The organism is Desulfurococcus sp. (assembly GCA_026626905.1).
Classification (GTDB): Archaea; Thermoproteota; Thermoprotei_A; order Sulfolobales; family Desulfurococcaceae; genus Desulfurococcus.
In genome coordinates, this window is sequence record JAPNUX010000008.1 from 126,731 (window position 1) to 141,545 (window position 14,815).

Here is a 14,815-nt window from a genome sequence, read left to right on the forward strand (position 1 = left end):
GGGAAGCATATAATTTGTATGAGAAGTTGAATGTGAATCCCACTGTAGCAGGAAGGTGCAGTCTAAGAAGTGAGGGCTAGACTTGTATCGCGGGTTAGTCTACTTATTCTCCTGGAGGTTAATTCAAATACCTAGGTTAAGTACTACGGGGGTGATAGGAGCCTGAACGATTTTCACGCCATCCATATCTACCTATTAGTGGCACGAACACGCATTCAATCCCGTATCTCTTGGTGAGCACGCCTCCCCGCTTCTCTACTATGATGAGCCTCTGGATATAGGGGTCGCCGACTGGTATCACTAGTCTGCCTCCATCTGCTAGCTGCTCGATGAGTGGTGGCGGGATAGTGGGTGCAGCAGCAGTGACAATGATCTTATCGAATGGCGCCTTCTCCGGCAGCCCGAGGCTCCCATCACCTGTGACAACTGTCACGTCGTCACTATAGCCTGCTTCACTTAGGCGTTCTCTAGCGTACTCTGCTAGCTCAGGGATCCTCTCGATAGTATACACGTGGCCTCTCCGCTCAGGGCTACTTCTCGCCACGATTTCAGCGAGAACTGCAGCCTGGTATCCTGAGCCTGTTCCAACCTCTAGTACTCTATCACCTGGTTCAGGGTCAAGTTCTTCCGTCATTATGGCAACCATATGTATAGCACTAATAGTCTGCCCATAGCCTATAGGTAGAGGCGTGTCAACGTAAGCATACTCTCTCAGATGTCTTGGCACAAAGAGCTCTCGGGGAACCTTGAGGAGAGCTTTTTTAACCTTCTCGCTTCTAACATACCCGAGCATATATAGCTCCTCGATAACCCGCCTCCTGTACTCCTCCATGCTCAAGAACAACCCCTCTCTTAAAATTACTCAATTGCCCCAAATAATACCAGGGTTAACCGGGATGGTTGCTGTTGAAGTAGTATATGCGAGAGGCCACCCTAATATTAAGGCTACTCATCCTACTACACTAGAGGTTACTAGAGAGGAGCATCTAACTGAGAGAGGAGACTGTATTATAGGTGTCTCAGCTAGTAAAGCACCGAGAGACTTCTCGGAGAGCTTTAAAGAAGCTTTAAGAAGTGATAGGGCAGTACTTGTAGCCCTAATCATAGTTGGAGGTTTAATGGATGTAGTGTTAGCTCAGGGTAGTAGCAGGCTTCTACTGGATAGCCCTGTTAAACTAGTCATAAGAAGAAGCTCGTTCATCGAGCCAGCTACAATTGGTGTTAAAGCCAGCAAGGCGGCGAGAGATATAGATAGAGGAATTATCGCCGCGCTCCGAAACCCTGACACAGTAGTCGAGTTAAAACTATACGCTTTAAGGCTTGACGAGATCGAATCTATATACACCGGCTCTAGGAGCATACTCTAAGACTAGCCTTGACTCCTGGATTCTCCAGCCAGGCAGCCTAGATTCAAGCTCCACTCTAGTAGTATCAGGATCGTAGGTGAGATGGTAGAGGTGGAGAACACCTCCAGGTTTAAGGACTGCATCATATACGCCAAGGAATTCAAGACTAGATTTAGGCAGGTTGGCTATAACCCTGTCAGCTTTACCCTCAATCCTCACGTACTCTACTATTCTCCTGGCATCAGTATTCAATGGTATTATAGTCCCCTTAAGCCTTCTAGCATTAGCCTCTATATTCCAGCATAGAAGCCTATATGCTTCTGGATTCAAGTCGTTGGCTATGATGAGGGATCTCCTTAGCGACGCTATGTGAACTGGGAACCCTCCGATCCCCGTGAAGAGGTCTACTATGAGCTCACCATCCCTTGAAGCTACTGCTATCCTGTGGTGTTCCTCAGCGAGCCTAGGATTGTAGTATACTCTACCAAGGGATACTTTAAAGAGCAGCCCGTACTCTTTAGCTACCACTTCACTTACTGGTTCACCCCATAAGAGTCTCAGGACTGGTACTCTATACTCGTCGACCGTCTCCTCCTTAACGTATATTGCCTTCAAGCCTGGATGAACGCTTCTCAACGCTTCAACGAGCTCTGATTCCTCCATGAAGCCTAGTACATTGCTTCTAACTATGGCTACACCACCTATTAGGTCGTAGGAGGGAACTCTAACAGCAGGCTCAAGTCTTCTAGCCGGTGGACTACACTCTGTGATCACGAATGGTACACCTTCTAGAATATCGTGGAGATCCCCTGTGAATTTTACTACAGGTATTAGAATTATACCATCAAGCCTGGAGACCCGGTACTCCGTGTTAACGAGTCCTCTGGATTTAAGCCTCCGTATAGCTATATCAGCATACCTTCTCTCAACGCTGACACAGAGAATATTATCAGCCACCATAGGCTACCAGCCACGCTTGGAGATCCATGCCTCTAAGCACACGGTGCTCCAGCACTCAAGATATTAGGAGGGATATTAGTGCTCTTATACTGGATTGATTGAAATGCTCCCTGTATCATCAGTGCAAGTGGTCTACAAGCCTACAGCAGAGTGCATTAGCATTGCGAGAAAGTACAGCGAGGTGCTCCGGACTCATGGAATTACCACTGGAGTATCAGTGGTAGATGATGTTGACTCCAGTACTATTGCCGGGAAGGATTTAATTGTGAGTATAGGTGGAGATGGAACAATCCTGAGGATCTCGAGGTGCCTTCAGAAGCCTACTGATACACCTCTAATACTACCACATCAATGCGGTAGGAGGAATAGTTTCTACGAGGATGTTACACTTGAAGTTGACAGCATTATTGAGAGAGTGCTGAAAGGAGATTTTACAGTTCAACTCTACCCGAGAGGCAAGGTCTGCGTGAAGGAGAACTGCTTTTTCTTCCTGAATGAAGCAGCCTTGATAAACGCTGACTTAGGTAAGGTAGCTGGTTTCACAGTAGCTATAAGCTCGCCTGGACTACGCTCCAAATACGATTTCGAGGGAGACGGCTTAATCGTAAGCACAGCTCCAGGTTCCGCTGGATACAATCTCTCAGCTAGAGGGCCGTTAACTCCAGCAGGCCTGGAGATCCTTATAGTAACACACTTGAATCCCATACAGTTGGGTATGCCTTCAATCATAGTGGAAGCTAATCTAAGCGTTATAGAGGTATCATCAAGGGACTACTCGGTACTATATATTGATGGAGAGAACACTACATCCCTGGGTAGAAGGGAGCCGGTGCGAGTCACTGGGAGCTCTAGCTACTTGAAGATTATTAGGTTCAGTGGGGTTCATGATACAGTTAGAAGGATCCTGGGTAAGAGGAGAATTGTATACTGAGAGCTACGTGGTGCTGGATACTTCAGGATTACTTGCAAAATACTATAGGCTCCTACCCCGCTATGCTTTCAGAGTCTTCACTATTGAATCCGCCGTAGAGGAAGTCGTAGATAGAGAGAATAGGATTGCACTCCTCGAGGCAATTGAAGCAGGGCTCCTATAGGTCGGTAAGCCTGATGAAGAATCATACCAGAGGGTTATTGAGGAGGCGAAGAGAATAGGCGAGATCTCAAGGCTCTCAAAAACAGACCTAGAGGTTGCATCACTAGCTTTAAAGCTCAGCAGTCATGGAAGAGTTATAGTGGTAACAGACGACTACAGCCTACAGAACCTCCTATTACACTTAAAGATATCCTTCAAGCCGCTGAGAACCAAGGGTATAACAGCCGCCAGGGAGTATGAGGAGTACTGTCCTACCTGCGGGTATGTTCCCGGTAGACCTGGCGAGAATAAGTGCCCGTTCTGCGGGACACCCATCGTTAGAAGGAAGGCTTCCTGAGCACTGCTATAAAGTATCCAGGCATATCATTAGAGAGAGGTGAGTACCTGTATGCTACAATACCCTTATACGATACTCTCTCAGAGAACGGGGGCTCCTCAGCTAGCTCAACACTCTCTAAACCTAGCTCCCTTACAGCGTAAGCTATGTTCCACTCGTTTTCCTCCACGGTGAGAGTACACGTAGAGTATACTATGACGCCGCCCGGCTTAGCAATAATAGATGCAGCTTTAAGAAACTGTTTTTGGTAGGCGGAGAGGTCAAGTATACTCTTGTAGTCTCTTTCTAATGTTAGAATAGGTCTAACTCCAAGATTACTACAGGGGGGATCTACTAGAACTCTATCAGCTCTTCCAGCTAGCTTAAAGTCGACGTGAACATAGCGTGAATCGTGCGGGATAGCGATAACGTTTAAATCGAGGCCTAGGCGTGTAAGAGTATTCTTTAAAGCCTGGATTTTACCCAGGCTTCTATCCAACGCTATAACCAGTGCTTTACCCCTGGTTAACTGGACTACATGGCTGGTCTTACCGCCGGGGGAGGCATTCAAATCCACGATCAGCTCGCCTGGCCTTGGATCTAGTATTCTAGTTGTCACAATACTCGGGTATCCTTGAGGGTAGAAGAAGACTTGAGCATAGGCTTCTAGCTCGCTCAGCCTAGGGGCTCTGTAAGGTGAAGCAGTATTGAATGCTACAAGACCCCTACTGATAGATGCAAGCTTCCTCGAGGATACAGTCGTCTTTAAGCATGCAACTCTAACACCACTCCTTGATACTGCTGCGATAACATCTCCCTCCTCGAAGAAGCTCCACTTAACTACTCCAGGACGGTAGAGGTTTGCTCCCAGCATTAATGAGACAGCTGTCTTATCATCGACAACCACATATCTCTCGGCCTCGCACTCTAATTCGAAAGGGCCTTCGATCAACGTGTAAACAGCTTCTTCTACATACTCATCTCTATAGAACTTGAAGCCACTTGTATTATTCAAGTACTCGACAAGCCTATCAGGGTTAACTCTCAGCGTGTTAACTCTAATATACATTCTCCTGGGAGGTGATTTAAGCTTCTCAGCGAGCACGCCGGCTAAACTCCCATAAGGCCTACTTAACAGGGTTCTCAGCTCCATAACCCAGCCTCCCTCTCAATTTACTATTCTAGCTCCTCTACTACAAGTAGATATAAATCAAGGATAGCAGGAGCCCCGTAGAGTAGTTGAAGACCATGTATGAGTAGCATAGTCTTATAGGAGCCATGTGATCAAAGAGTAAACTTAAAAGATAGCTCCAAGATAACATTTACTGAGAGTAGAGGAGAGTGAGGAAACATGGTTGCAGCGAGAATCTCGGATAGAGAGCTGGATGAAGCCTTAATGGAGAAGCAGGAGAAAAAGCCTGCTGACGAGAAGCAGCGGTGGGTTAACAGAATGCTGAAGAGCGCTAAACAGTACCATAAGATATGCCCCTACTACGATAAGAGGACTAAAATGTGCTTCCTGCTAATGGGTACTAAGTGTGAGAGAGACGGGAAGTTCGATATATGCCCGGTGTTCAAGACCTTCCTCGAGAGAAAGTATGATGAATACAAGGCTAAGAAGCTGCCGCTACCACTAGACTTCACAGATGTAGTTGCTCCTCTACCCTAATGGTGACTGCTCTTGAATACTGCCAGTACTAGAAGATACTATATTGAGAACCCTGAGAGAATAAGCTTCGAGTACGACCAGCTGAGCGATACCCTCTACATGAACTTTGAAGGCTACGAGGAAGAGGCTGATGAAGAGATCCTCAGTGAGGATGGCGATATAGCATTCAGGATCAAGAATGGACGGATACTCTCGATAATGGTGTTGAATTTAAGCCGCCGGATACCACTTTCATCCCAGTAGAGCCAACCCTACACTAGCTCTTCTAAGCTGAATCCTCTCTCTAGAACTCTAACTATGCTTTGCGCTGGCGGCAACGCTTTAAGCAGTCTATCCAGGAGTTCTGGAGGAGGATTCAATATATCCACTAGTATGGAGTCATCAATGCTGTTGACTAGTATGACTGTTTCACTCCTGCATAGATAAGCCTCTATCTTGCTGCTTAGAGGTGTGCTCTTGCATTCAGCATTCTCCAACTCCTTTTTTAAAGCTTCTGGGAGTCCATGGCCTCCTATTCTCAGGTCTATAGCGTAGTGCTTCATTTGCCTGCACCCGTGAAGTATTCATCTATTAATTCCTCTATACTTCTAGCTCGTGTTACAATAACTTTAACGCCTATTTCCTCTATTACATCACTGTTATCCTCGCTTATACTGCTGGTGAACAGCAACCATGGATCGTATTCTTCAACCATCTCCTCTAGCAGGCTGATGTCAGCGGGTTTCTCTAGGTTCTTCTCAACTACTCCTTTCTCTGCATTGTAGACTAGTAGCTTATCGGCTTCCTCGAAGCCTGAAACCCTGTTATCTTTAACTGTAATTAAGACTCGCATTAGACTCCCCGCTAGGCTCTCCTTGATTAGTATAAAGTTAAACAATAGTATTAAATAAACCACGGTGCACTAGGATGCTTAAAGTAGATTACAGTAGAGCCTGCGATATTGGAGTCATGATTAAGGGATTTAAGCAAGAGATCAGCTTGCTAAAGCACTTAGACCCCCAGTTTAAGGCTGTAGAATTACTCCTTAAATCTAAGGGTGCAGGTAAAACTGCAGTGCTAGTAGTAGCTAACAGCCTAGTCAGCTACCAGCTTAATGTGAAGGGTGAAGTCTACTGGCAGGCCTTCGCAGAATACCATGCTAGGAGGAGGTATGTGGATCTAGAGGGCGTGTTCAAGGGGATCCTGGAGTTCATGGTGTCAACGGGCTTTAACACTAGACTTCTCGAGCAGAAGAAGAATAGGCTGGCTCGATTCCTCGCGTCGCGTCTAGCAAGGGATCTAGAGGAGAATGGACTAGTATTCTGCAGAGATTTAAAGAGGCTATCTAAAGCTCTCGCGGACTTATACAGGGGCGGTTACTCTAAGACTACAGCATTCGCAGTCAAGATCTACGCTTATCTATGCGAGGCGGCAGGTATGGAGCCATGCGTGGAGGGGCTTCAACCACCACTGGACTTAAGGAACGCTATACTACTCTGCACATCTTGTATTGTGAGGAGGCAGGGATCCCTGGGAGAGTGTGTTGAAGCCGTAACCACTAAACTCAAGGAATCCTCGATTAAAGCTTTAGAGAAGCTCTGCGAGTGTAGTGGATTAGACTGTGTAAGCTTGGATGTATTCACGTGGCTAGTAACCGGGGTTTTAAGGGATACAGGATTTAATCCACGTGAGTCTAATAGGCTAATCAAGGAGAGATTTGGCCTGGATATATCAGTCAACCTGCTTGAAGAGTTAACCCGGTGTAGTGGAGGCTGAAGTACTTGACGACTGGTGTATTAGACGAGAGATCCATGGAGTTAATAGAAAGCATCTGTAGATCCCTCTACGATAACTCTCTAGACCATGGATGGCCGCACATCGAGAGAGTCCTCGGATACGCATTCAACATAGTGGAAGGCGAGGAACTCGATATTAGTAGAGATAAAATCAAGCTCGCAGTATACCTTCATGACTTAGGCAGGGTTATCGGGGAGCCTCACGCATTCTACTCGTCACTTATAGCGAGAGAACTATTAGGTGAGCTAGGACTCCCGGGCACCCTTATCGAGGAGATAGTGGGAGCTATAGAGGAGCACTCCTACAGCTATAAGAGGTCTACTGAACCGAGCACACTCCTCTCAGTAGTTCTCAGTGATGCAGACAAGCTGGATGCTCTAGGCGTAGTAGGTTTTCTAAGAGTATTCATCTACGGGTGCAGGAATAGTAGAAGCCTTGAAGACTCCTTAAGACACTTCCACGAGAAGATATTCAAGCTGAAGAATCACGTGAAGCTGGAGTACTCGAGGAGACTAGCCGAGCAGCTAGATGAGAGAACACGGCTATTACTAGGCATGCTACAAGATGAACTAGGGTACCTGGGCATTCAGATAGCCTCCCCCTCGTCTTAAAAGCATGCATTCTACTCTAATTTTTCACTTAATTAGGAGGAGTTAAGCATTAAGTGGGTACCGGGGATTCCATGAGCCTTGAAGTAGCTAAGATGCTAGTGTACGGTGCTCTCCACGGTTTAAGCACCTACATCAAGCCTGGAGGCCTCCACAGGCTTAAACCCGAGAGGCTTTACGATGAAGTAGCCTGTAATCTCATTATAGCTATAGACGGCTTTACAGCAGCCTACGAGGAGGGCGAGCTTGTTAGAAAAGGGAGTAAGGCTTTAACTAGCGTAGAGCTAGGGAGGCTGGTTGCGAAAACCTATAGGGAAGTCTACAGGGTTTGCGGTGCAGTCCACCCAGAGTACTTTACACCTATAATGGTGTCATCTATAGCGCTAGCTCATAGTGGTGTTGAAAGCATTCTAAGCGACCCCGGTAGATTTAAGAGGTCCCTCGACGCCGTAGTGATGAGCGGTAAGTGGAGTGACATCAAGCACTACATTGATACCTTGAGATCCATTGGGAGAAGCGATATGAGCGACCACTTAACTTCAACAGGTCTAACACAAATATCCTTGGTGCAGGCTGGAGCATCATACGCTGATGTATTCAGGGTTCTCGGAGCAAAATGGCCTGGCTTCACGCTACTCGACCCTCGTGAAAACCTGCTCGTGAACAGCTTGAAGAAACTAGTAGAGTACTACAAGCGAGCTAGAGATTCAGGAAGCGCAGTAATACTGCTATACCTAGACCTACTAGAAGGAAAGCTGAGCGAGAGGCACAGAAAGCTAGTTGAAGAAGCGAGGAACCTCGGGTTAATGAAGACGCAGGATGGAGCTAGAAGACTCTACGAGCTGGACATCACTTTAAGAAAAGATAATATTTCATTCAATAGTGTGGTAGAGCAAGTTGTAAATATAGCGGCGCTAGGAGCACTAGAAGGAGTCAGATAGCTAGCAGAGTCTTACAGCAGTCTTAATAATCCCTTCATATAAGGGGTCTTTGAGATCGCTAGCGGTTAAAACTATAAGGTCTAATGGGAAGCTATGCTTCCTCAGCCCGCGGAGCCTTACAATCTCCTCCATGAGGTCTCCCGCATTCTTAACGATAACTACCACATCGTAGTCGCTGTAGGGTAAGCTCTCACCACGAGCTCTCGAGCCGGTGAGGTAAACCTCTAAGACGTTTCCATCTCGGCAGAGTACTTCGATAAACTCCTTGAAGGCTTCTTCCCAGCTTCTAAGTCTCTCTGCATATACGCTAAGTCTAGGGGTCTGCAATCTTCTCCACCCACGAAGCTATTTTCTTAGCTCCCTCTAGACATCTTTCACCACGACCTTTATCATAAGTGAATGGTTTTCTACCAGGATATCTTGCCATAGTGTAATGTGGTGTTAGCACATCACCGTAGATACGCATTTCATCTGGAATACTTACTCCAACACTTGCTAGTGTATCTAGTAGTTCAACTATATCATGTGTATAAGGGTAAACTCCAGTTAAAGCTATTAGCAGAGATTTAACATAGAATTCAGCTGCCTGCTGTGCTTCAAAACACGTCAACCAGTAGTGGCCTTCACCTAAATGCCTCTCAGCATCAGTAAGGAAAACTCTTGCTCTTTCAACCCATTCACTAGGTAAATTAACTCTCTGCAAGAATCCTCACAATAGTAGCTTTTATCCTCCAGTTTATTAAACCTGACGTTTAGCCGTGGGGGTGAAAGTAGCCTAAAGCTGCTTCCCGCTCACAGCTCTTTAATAATAGAGTGCTGTAAGCCCTGACAGCTGGGGTGGTTCTAGTCGTCTTTATAAAGCCTGGTTATCGTTTAATACTGTGGTGTCAGCTAATGACTGTAGGCTTGCTTAAAGGAGTAAATAAGCCTGGGCATAGAGGATGGGTTACAGAGAAGTGTGCTATCTGCGGTACAGTACTAGACTTCGTGAACGGGTATGAAGCGAAGAACATATACTACTGTCCTAGGTGCGTTGAGCAAGGCTTGAAAGCCTACTTCTGTAGTGCTGATGCCAGGAGACTACACTACAAGTGCCCCTACTGTAAGGGCGAGCTTAAACCATTCTACTCCTAGTCTTCTGAGACCCAGTATTATTTTTCCGAGAGCTGCTAGCTATTGGTTTCCGTGGTGTAGGCTTGCGTGCTCTACTAGGATATGTGTTGGGTGATTAGAATCGTAGTGGTAGCAGACCTCCACATTCACTCAGTGTACAGTGATGGAAAGGCTACTCCAAGAGAGATCATTAGGTATGCAGCAGATAAAGGCGTACACGTTATATCCATAACAGACCATGATACATTCAAAGGTGGAGTTGAAGGGTACAGGCTCTCGAGGAGCCTTGACTCGAGGAGCGGCTTGAAGATTCTAGTTGTACCGGGAGTAGAGTTGAAGAGCGAGGCTGGCGATATACTAGTCTACTGTCCTAATGAAGTAGACTTGCCTAGAAGCATAGGCCCTCTGATAGATAAAGCCCATGAAAGCAACTGTATTATTGCTCCAGCCCACCCCTTCGATACGCTGAGAAATGGGATAGGCGAGCTCGTATACGAGTATAGAGGCTGGGATGCCATTGAAGTATGGAATGCCCGCTCGTCTAGGAAGGCGAATAGCAGGGCAATGGATGCAGCACTAGCCCTCGGGAAACCCGGCTTAGCAAATAGTGATGCACACATCCCTGAGCACATAGCTTCCGCTTACACAGTACTCTACATCGAGGAACCCTCTAGCGTGGAAGACGTACTAGATGCTATAAGGAGAGGACTGGTTAAACCGGTAGCAGGAACCCTATCGCTTGGAGGCTGGCTAAAGGGACTTTCATGGAGTATAGAGTACAGGATGAGGAAGCTCTACGGAAGTAAACAGGACTTGTAGGCCACTAGTCCCCTACTTAAGCCTAACGGAATGGCATTACACTTACAGGATTACTGTTTAGCTAGGTATACTCTTCCTCCGATATCAGTGGAGTCTGATGGCGGGGTTCTATAGAACTCTATGCTTTCAAGCTTGTGCAGCTCCCTGAACTCATCCACCACGCTTTTAAGTACCTCGGGTAGGTATACTTTAACCTTCAAGGGCTCACTGAGCCTTAACCCCATCTTCTTCTTGTACCTCCATATCGCTGAGTTAGCGTCGACTACAGCCTGGATCACATCATAGGGTTTCCCAAGGTTCTCGCTGCGTGGTTCAGGGAATCTCTCAAGGTGGACGCTTCTACCATAGAGTTCTCTGAATATAGCATCAGTTACAAAAGGCATTATGGGTGCCAAGGCTCTTAGAACAGCTTTAAGAGTATAGTGGAGGGTATACCATACCCCCTTCTGCTCTAGCTCACTGTACCTGCCATCCCTATTATACGCTCTTGACTTCGTTAACTCTATGTAGTGGGATGCGAAGTAATTCCATGTGAATTGGTATAACTGGTGGATCGGCTCGTATACGTCTAGCTCGCTGTAAGCTTTATCGATGCTAGCAATAGTGTTGTCTAGGTAGATGAGTGTTGCCTTATCTATTTCTCTCAACACGTACTCCTCTGGCTCAGGGAAGCTTGAGATATAGCGGGCTATATTCCACAGTTTAGTTGCGAAGAGGAGCCCTGTCTTAAGAGACTGCTCTGAGAACCTGTAGTCGTAGCCTAGTCTAGCACTCGATGCAGCCCAGAACCTGAAGGCGTCAGCCCCATACTTCTCCACGTAAGGCTCGGGATCGATTACATTACCCTTAGACTTATGCATCGCCTCTCCTTTCTCATCAAGCCCCATCCCGGTTACTCTAACCCACCTGAATGCAGGCTTACCGGTCAACTGGTATACTCGTAGTAGTGAGTAGTAGAGCCAGGTTCTAATGATATCTAAGCCCTGGGGTCTCAGCGTGTACTTAAATGCCTTCTCGAAGAGAGCCTGATTCCTCAGGTAGTAGGTTATGTAGAGGACACTAATGCTGCTATCAAACCACGTGTCGAAGACTTTCTTCTCACCAATAATGTACTCTCTAGGAGCCTTGCAGACAGGGCATTCATCCCACGGGGGTTGATCCCTCCACGGCCTGTAGTACCTTCCCGGCTCGGGTACTAGTATCGAGCCGCACCTACTACATCTCCAGAGTGGTATCTCAGTTGCATAGTATCTATCCCTGCTTATAGGCCAGTCTGTTGTAACACTCTTCACCCAGTCTACTAGCTTCTTCTTGTGCATTGGAGGCTTTACATCTAGCTGCTCAGCTATTTCTAGAAGGCTGTCCTTGAATTCAAGCTGCTTCAAGAACCACTCCTTGGAGTGGATTATTTGAACTGGAGTCTTACACCTCCAGCAAACCGGGATGCTATGCTTTAACTTCTCCTTCCTAACCAGCAGTCCCTTCGACTCGAGGATCTCGGCAATTCTAGCTCTAGCTTCAACTATACTTAAGCCGGCTAGAGGGCCTGCTTCACTTGTTAAGCGTCCATCTCTATCCACTATTACGGTGGGCTCTAAGCCAAGCTCTCTGAACATTCTTACATCTCTTTGATCCCCATAGCTACAGATCATGACTAAACCTGTACCATACTCCGGGTCAACTTCAGCGTGCTCTAGTATCGGCATTTCATGCCCGTAGACTGGGTTTACTACATGCATTCCCTTGTATCTAGCGTACCTGGCGTCACCTGGATTAAAGGCGAGGGCTTTACAGGAGCGCAGTAGCTCGGGTCTAGTTGTAGCGACAACCAGGTATTCTCCTGTCTCTTTAACCTGGAACTTAATGTAGTAGAGGAGTGTTTCCTCGTCAACGTACTCTAATTCAGCGTCAGCTAGGGTAGTCTTACATCTAGGACACCAGTTTACTGGTCTCTCAGCCTCGTAAATCAGCCCCTTCTTGTAGAGCTCTATGAAGGTTGCCTGTGTAATCCTCCTGTACTCCTCGCTATCTGTCCCGTCACGCCAGTACTGGAAGCTACATCCAAGCCTCCTCCAGACTGATACTATCTCGCTTTCAGCTTTATCCAGGAAACCCCTGCACAACTTGAGAAAGCGCTCTCTACCTTCTGGTGTCGCGGAGAGCTCGTGAGGGTTAACATTATATGCTTTTTCAACCTGTACTTCAACCGGTAAGCCATTTCTATCAGCATAGAATGGGACAAGGACATTGAACCCCTTCATCCTGAAGTACCTGGCTATCATGTCTATCTGCGCGTAGTGGGCTGCACCACCCACATGCCATTTACCACTAGCGTATGGTGGTGGTGTATCAATAGCTAGTATCTCTCTTGGATCACCTGGGTCAGGATTGAACTCGTATAGCTTCTCCCTCTCCCATGCTTCAAGAAGCTCCTTCTCCCTCTTAACATCCCATCTCGTTGCCTTCAGCTTCGCCGTGAAGGATTCATTCACGCTTCAACCCTCCGTATCCTGGAACCCAAGTTAACAGCGTATTATTAACTCCACATAATTTAACCTTTAATCTTCTCTACAAGCCTCTCTCGCGCATCCCACGAGCTTCCACGACGCTTTATAGATAGCCTCGACTTGAGCGTACCCGGGCTTCCTGTCGATAACCCATTTCACTCCAATGGTTTCATATTTATCTGCAACTCTAACTCCTATGACAGCAACTTTAACGACTCCTTCAATCCCTTCTGCTACTATCCTCAGGGAGTCTGAGGTTAGCTCTTTTAGCAGAAGGCATACATCCCCAATACACTTTGATGTATAATCGGTGAAATCCCACCCTTCCCGGTAGACGTCGACGGATACCGTGAACTCTCCGTTCTCCTCGACTACGAGAACCCTGTAATGCTCGCTGAAGTAATATTCAGATACATTTTCAGGCTCTATACTTCCATTCATCTAAGACACCTGCTGGTATGCTATTCCAAGCTTCTCAGCGATCTGGTAGGCTTCTCTAATCTCCGAGGCACTGGGTCTTCTAGCTATCTCAGGGTAGAGCTCTGGCTTCCTTGCTACAATATGCTCCGGCCTATACTGATCCATCACGTTAACGAGGGCTCTAGGTGTGTTTGCTGCAATCCACTCCAGGACTCTTCTAGTACAGCACTCAATGTGGCCTGGGAGAACCAGGTGCCTGATGATCATGTCTCCACCTGAATCGTGTGCAGCTTTGATATTCCTTGTTACAATCTCCCAGTAGTTCTTCACCTTACTTAGCCTCCAAGCGCACTCATTACTACCATACTTGAGGTCTGGTAACCATATATCGATTACATCAAGGAGCAGCTTCATCGACTCCCAGCTTAAATACATGTTGCTATTCCACAACTGGGGTACGTTTACATCAAGGTATCTTAGGCTATCTAGAATGAATGGTAAGTGGGGTGTTGGCTCCCCGCCTACGTGATTAATGTTTCTAGCACCCTTCAATCTAAGCCATTTCTGTATTGAAGCTAGTTCCACTGGTGTAACCTTCTCACCACGCCTAGCGTTAACCTGACTGATATCCCAGTTCTGGCAGTAAACGCACTTAAAGTTGCATCCACCGTAGAATATCGTGCCGCTTGGAACTAGAGGAGCCTCCTCCCCCATGTGGTGGAAGTAGCTGTGGACAATACAGTCCTTATCCATTAAGCAGACACCAGGCTTTCCTTCAAGCCTTCTCGCTCTACACCTCCTCTCGCAGAGAACACAGTTCTCCATAAGCTTGTAGGCTATAGCAGTCTTCACGTCTAGATAGCTGTACTTGGGGGTTTCAAGCTCCTTTAAGCTTAATCCTCGCTCTCTAACATCTCTGAGCAGCGAGGTGAATCTCCGGGATGCCTCATCATGGATTACCCATAACTCCTCGAGTGGAACCCCGTCAAAAGGATTTACTTCTACAGGGGTCTTCTTAGCTATCATGAATTTAGCTGGCTTCTCATTCTTCATAACACTATAGTACCAGGAGAGCCTTTCAACTACAACTGGATCCCCCCATACAGTTAGTGCATCAGGCCTGTAGGATACGAGTATACGGAACCACTCTACCATTGCCTCATCCATGATAGTTGTATCAGGTATATTACACCTTATATTTTAACTGAGAGCAACGCGTATCTATCGCAGTTCACGTTAACGCCGTG

19 protein-coding genes and 1 pseudogene are annotated in these 14,815 nt (G+C 46.8%); 10 read left to right on the plus strand and 10 right to left on the minus strand.

Translation table 11 applies throughout. The annotated features are described in order from the left end of the window. Nucleotides 1-136: 136 nt before the first annotated feature. Complete coding sequence (locus OWQ48_06670; GenBank protein MCY0868886.1) at nucleotides 137-832, minus strand: protein-L-isoaspartate O-methyltransferase; 696 nt, start codon at nucleotides 830-832, stop codon at nucleotides 137-139. Nucleotides 833-866: 34 nt separating this feature from the next. Here OWQ48_06670 and OWQ48_06675 point away from each other — a divergent pair, with 34 nt between their 5' ends. After that, on the plus strand, nucleotides 867-1,367 hold the full coding sequence (locus OWQ48_06675; protein MCY0868887.1) for a DUF371 domain-containing protein: 501 nt from the start codon (nucleotides 867-869) through the stop codon (nucleotides 1,365-1,367). Here the strand turns inward: OWQ48_06675 and OWQ48_06680 are convergent. Continuing rightward, the gene (locus OWQ48_06680) at nucleotides 1,314-2,306 is read right to left on the minus strand and encodes a methyltransferase (GenBank protein MCY0868888.1); all 993 of its coding nucleotides are present in this window, start codon (nucleotides 2,304-2,306) and stop codon (nucleotides 1,314-1,316) included. The two genes, OWQ48_06675 and OWQ48_06680, sit on opposite strands and share 54 nt — an antisense overlap. Before the next feature lie 103 nt (nucleotides 2,307-2,409). Here OWQ48_06680 and OWQ48_06685 point away from each other — a divergent pair, with 103 nt between their 5' ends. Both OWQ48_06685 and OWQ48_06690 read left to right on the plus strand, forming a co-directional pair. Next, nucleotides 2,410-3,237, plus strand: coding sequence for an NAD(+)/NADH kinase (locus OWQ48_06685; GenBank protein MCY0868889.1), 828 nt, complete (start codon nucleotides 2,410-2,412; stop codon nucleotides 3,235-3,237). Then, nucleotides 3,191-3,736 (plus strand): annotated as a pseudogene (locus tag OWQ48_06690) (nucleotide-binding protein). Before OWQ48_06685 ends, OWQ48_06690 begins: the two are co-directional and overlap by 47 nt. Here OWQ48_06690 and OWQ48_06695 read toward each other — a convergent pair. Beyond that, nucleotides 3,717-4,868, minus strand: coding sequence for an RNA methyltransferase (locus tag OWQ48_06695; protein ID MCY0868890.1), 1,152 nt, complete (start codon nucleotides 4,866-4,868; stop codon nucleotides 3,717-3,719). The pseudogene OWQ48_06690 and the gene OWQ48_06695 overlap by 20 nt on opposite strands. A 198-nt stretch (nucleotides 4,869-5,066) precedes the next feature. Between OWQ48_06695 and OWQ48_06700 the strand changes: the two genes are divergently transcribed. Further along, complete coding sequence (locus OWQ48_06700) at nucleotides 5,067-5,384, plus strand: hypothetical protein (GenBank protein MCY0868891.1); 318 nt, start codon at nucleotides 5,067-5,069, stop codon at nucleotides 5,382-5,384. A gap of 12 nt (nucleotides 5,385-5,396) precedes the next feature. Beyond that, nucleotides 5,397-5,627: a DUF2283 domain-containing protein gene (locus OWQ48_06705; GenBank protein ID MCY0868892.1), complete on the plus strand. Its 231-nt coding sequence runs from the start codon at nucleotides 5,397-5,399 to the stop codon at nucleotides 5,625-5,627. 8 nt (nucleotides 5,628-5,635) lie between these two features. On the opposite strand, the gene OWQ48_06710 is transcribed toward OWQ48_06705, so the two are convergent. Together OWQ48_06710 and OWQ48_06715 are read right to left on the minus strand one after the other, a co-directional pair. Beyond that, complete coding sequence (locus OWQ48_06710; protein ID MCY0868893.1) at nucleotides 5,636-5,926, minus strand: hypothetical protein; 291 nt, start codon at nucleotides 5,924-5,926, stop codon at nucleotides 5,636-5,638. Beyond that, nucleotides 5,923-6,216, minus strand: coding sequence for a dinitrogenase iron-molybdenum cofactor biosynthesis protein (locus OWQ48_06715; protein ID MCY0868894.1), 294 nt, complete (start codon nucleotides 6,214-6,216; stop codon nucleotides 5,923-5,925). The genes OWQ48_06710 and OWQ48_06715 overlap by 4 nt, the downstream gene beginning before the upstream one ends. A gap of 74 nt (nucleotides 6,217-6,290) precedes the next feature. Between OWQ48_06715 and OWQ48_06720 the strand changes: the two genes are divergently transcribed. The 3 genes from OWQ48_06720 (at nucleotide 6,291) to OWQ48_06730 (ending at nucleotide 8,709) form a co-directional block, all read left to right on the plus strand. Next, a complete protein-coding gene (locus OWQ48_06720) occupies nucleotides 6,291-7,139 on the plus strand; it encodes an N-glycosylase/DNA lyase (GenBank protein ID MCY0868895.1) in 849 nt (282 codons plus the stop codon). Nucleotides 7,140-7,144: 5 nt separating this feature from the next. Continuing rightward, nucleotides 7,145-7,771, plus strand: a complete 627-nt coding sequence (locus OWQ48_06725) for an HD domain-containing protein (GenBank protein ID MCY0868896.1) — start codon at nucleotides 7,145-7,147, stop codon at nucleotides 7,769-7,771. Between the two features lie 71 nt (nucleotides 7,772-7,842). Further along, nucleotides 7,843-8,709 carry a hypothetical protein gene (locus OWQ48_06730; GenBank protein ID MCY0868897.1) on the plus strand — a complete coding sequence of 289 codons (867 nt, stop codon included), beginning with the start codon at nucleotides 7,843-7,845 and terminating at the stop codon, nucleotides 8,707-8,709. Here OWQ48_06730 and OWQ48_06735 read toward each other — a convergent pair whose 3' ends face one another. Together OWQ48_06735 and OWQ48_06740 are read right to left on the minus strand one after the other, a co-directional pair. Beyond that, on the minus strand, nucleotides 8,710-9,036 hold the full coding sequence (locus OWQ48_06735; protein MCY0868898.1) for a nucleotidyltransferase domain-containing protein: 327 nt from the start codon (nucleotides 9,034-9,036) through the stop codon (nucleotides 8,710-8,712). Further along, nucleotides 9,023-9,412 (minus strand): HEPN domain-containing protein, encoded by a 390-nt coding sequence (locus OWQ48_06740; GenBank protein MCY0868899.1) that lies wholly within the window; start codon nucleotides 9,410-9,412, stop codon nucleotides 9,023-9,025. The genes OWQ48_06735 and OWQ48_06740 overlap by 14 nt, the downstream gene beginning before the upstream one ends. 191 nt (nucleotides 9,413-9,603) lie before the next feature. On the opposite strand from OWQ48_06740, the gene OWQ48_06745 reads away from it, so the two are divergent. Beyond that, the gene (locus OWQ48_06745) at nucleotides 9,604-9,843 is read left to right on the plus strand and encodes a hypothetical protein (protein MCY0868900.1); all 240 of its coding nucleotides are present in this window, start codon (nucleotides 9,604-9,606) and stop codon (nucleotides 9,841-9,843) included. Between the two features lie 90 nt (nucleotides 9,844-9,933). After that, nucleotides 9,934-10,641 (plus strand): PHP domain-containing protein, encoded by a 708-nt coding sequence (locus OWQ48_06750; protein MCY0868901.1) that lies wholly within the window; start codon nucleotides 9,934-9,936, stop codon nucleotides 10,639-10,641. 50 nt (nucleotides 10,642-10,691) lie between these two features. On the opposite strand, the gene OWQ48_06755 is transcribed toward OWQ48_06750, so the two are convergent. From OWQ48_06755 to OWQ48_06765, 3 genes are all read right to left on the minus strand, one after another. Next, the gene (locus OWQ48_06755; protein ID MCY0868902.1) at nucleotides 10,692-13,133 is read right to left on the minus strand and encodes a valine--tRNA ligase; all 2,442 of its coding nucleotides are present in this window, start codon (nucleotides 13,131-13,133) and stop codon (nucleotides 10,692-10,694) included. A 66-nt stretch (nucleotides 13,134-13,199) separates the two neighbouring features. Continuing rightward, the gene (locus OWQ48_06760) at nucleotides 13,200-13,589 is read right to left on the minus strand and encodes a hypothetical protein (GenBank protein ID MCY0868903.1); all 390 of its coding nucleotides are present in this window, start codon (nucleotides 13,587-13,589) and stop codon (nucleotides 13,200-13,202) included. Next, nucleotides 13,590-14,723 (minus strand): radical SAM protein, encoded by a 1,134-nt coding sequence (locus tag OWQ48_06765; protein MCY0868904.1) that lies wholly within the window; start codon nucleotides 14,721-14,723, stop codon nucleotides 13,590-13,592. Nucleotides 14,724-14,815: the final 92 nt, after the last annotated feature.

Excerpts from the sequence above, each read along its gene's own strand:
- OWQ48_06695 (MCY0868890.1), bottom strand. The coding sequence starts at position 4,868 with ATGGAGCTGAGAACCCTGTTAAGTAGGCCTTATGGGAGTTTAGCCGGC.
- OWQ48_06710 (MCY0868893.1), bottom strand. The coding sequence starts at position 5,926 with ATGAAGCACTACGCTATAGACCTGAGAATAGGAGGCCATGGACTCCCA.
- OWQ48_06745 (MCY0868900.1), top strand. The coding sequence starts at position 9,604 with ATGACTGTAGGCTTGCTTAAAGGAGTAAATAAGCCTGGGCATAGAGGA.
- OWQ48_06680 (MCY0868888.1), bottom strand. The coding sequence starts at position 2,306 with ATGGTGGCTGATAATATTCTCTGTGTCAGCGTTGAGAGAAGGTATGCT.
- OWQ48_06765 (MCY0868904.1), bottom strand. The coding sequence starts at position 14,723 with ATGGTAGAGTGGTTCCGTATACTCGTATCCTACAGGCCTGATGCACTA.
- OWQ48_06720 (MCY0868895.1), top strand. The coding sequence starts at position 6,291 with ATGCTTAAAGTAGATTACAGTAGAGCCTGCGATATTGGAGTCATGATT.
- OWQ48_06715 (MCY0868894.1), bottom strand. The coding sequence starts at position 6,216 with ATGCGAGTCTTAATTACAGTTAAAGATAACAGGGTTTCAGGCTTCGAG.
- OWQ48_06670 (MCY0868886.1), bottom strand. The coding sequence starts at position 832 with ATGGAGGAGTACAGGAGGCGGGTTATCGAGGAGCTATATATGCTCGGG.
- OWQ48_06730 (MCY0868897.1), top strand. The coding sequence starts at position 7,843 with ATGAGCCTTGAAGTAGCTAAGATGCTAGTGTACGGTGCTCTCCACGGT.
- OWQ48_06685 (MCY0868889.1), top strand. The coding sequence starts at position 2,410 with ATGCTCCCTGTATCATCAGTGCAAGTGGTCTACAAGCCTACAGCAGAG.
- OWQ48_06700 (MCY0868891.1), top strand. The coding sequence starts at position 5,067 with ATGGTTGCAGCGAGAATCTCGGATAGAGAGCTGGATGAAGCCTTAATG.
- OWQ48_06760 (MCY0868903.1), bottom strand. The coding sequence starts at position 13,589 with ATGAATGGAAGTATAGAGCCTGAAAATGTATCTGAATATTACTTCAGC.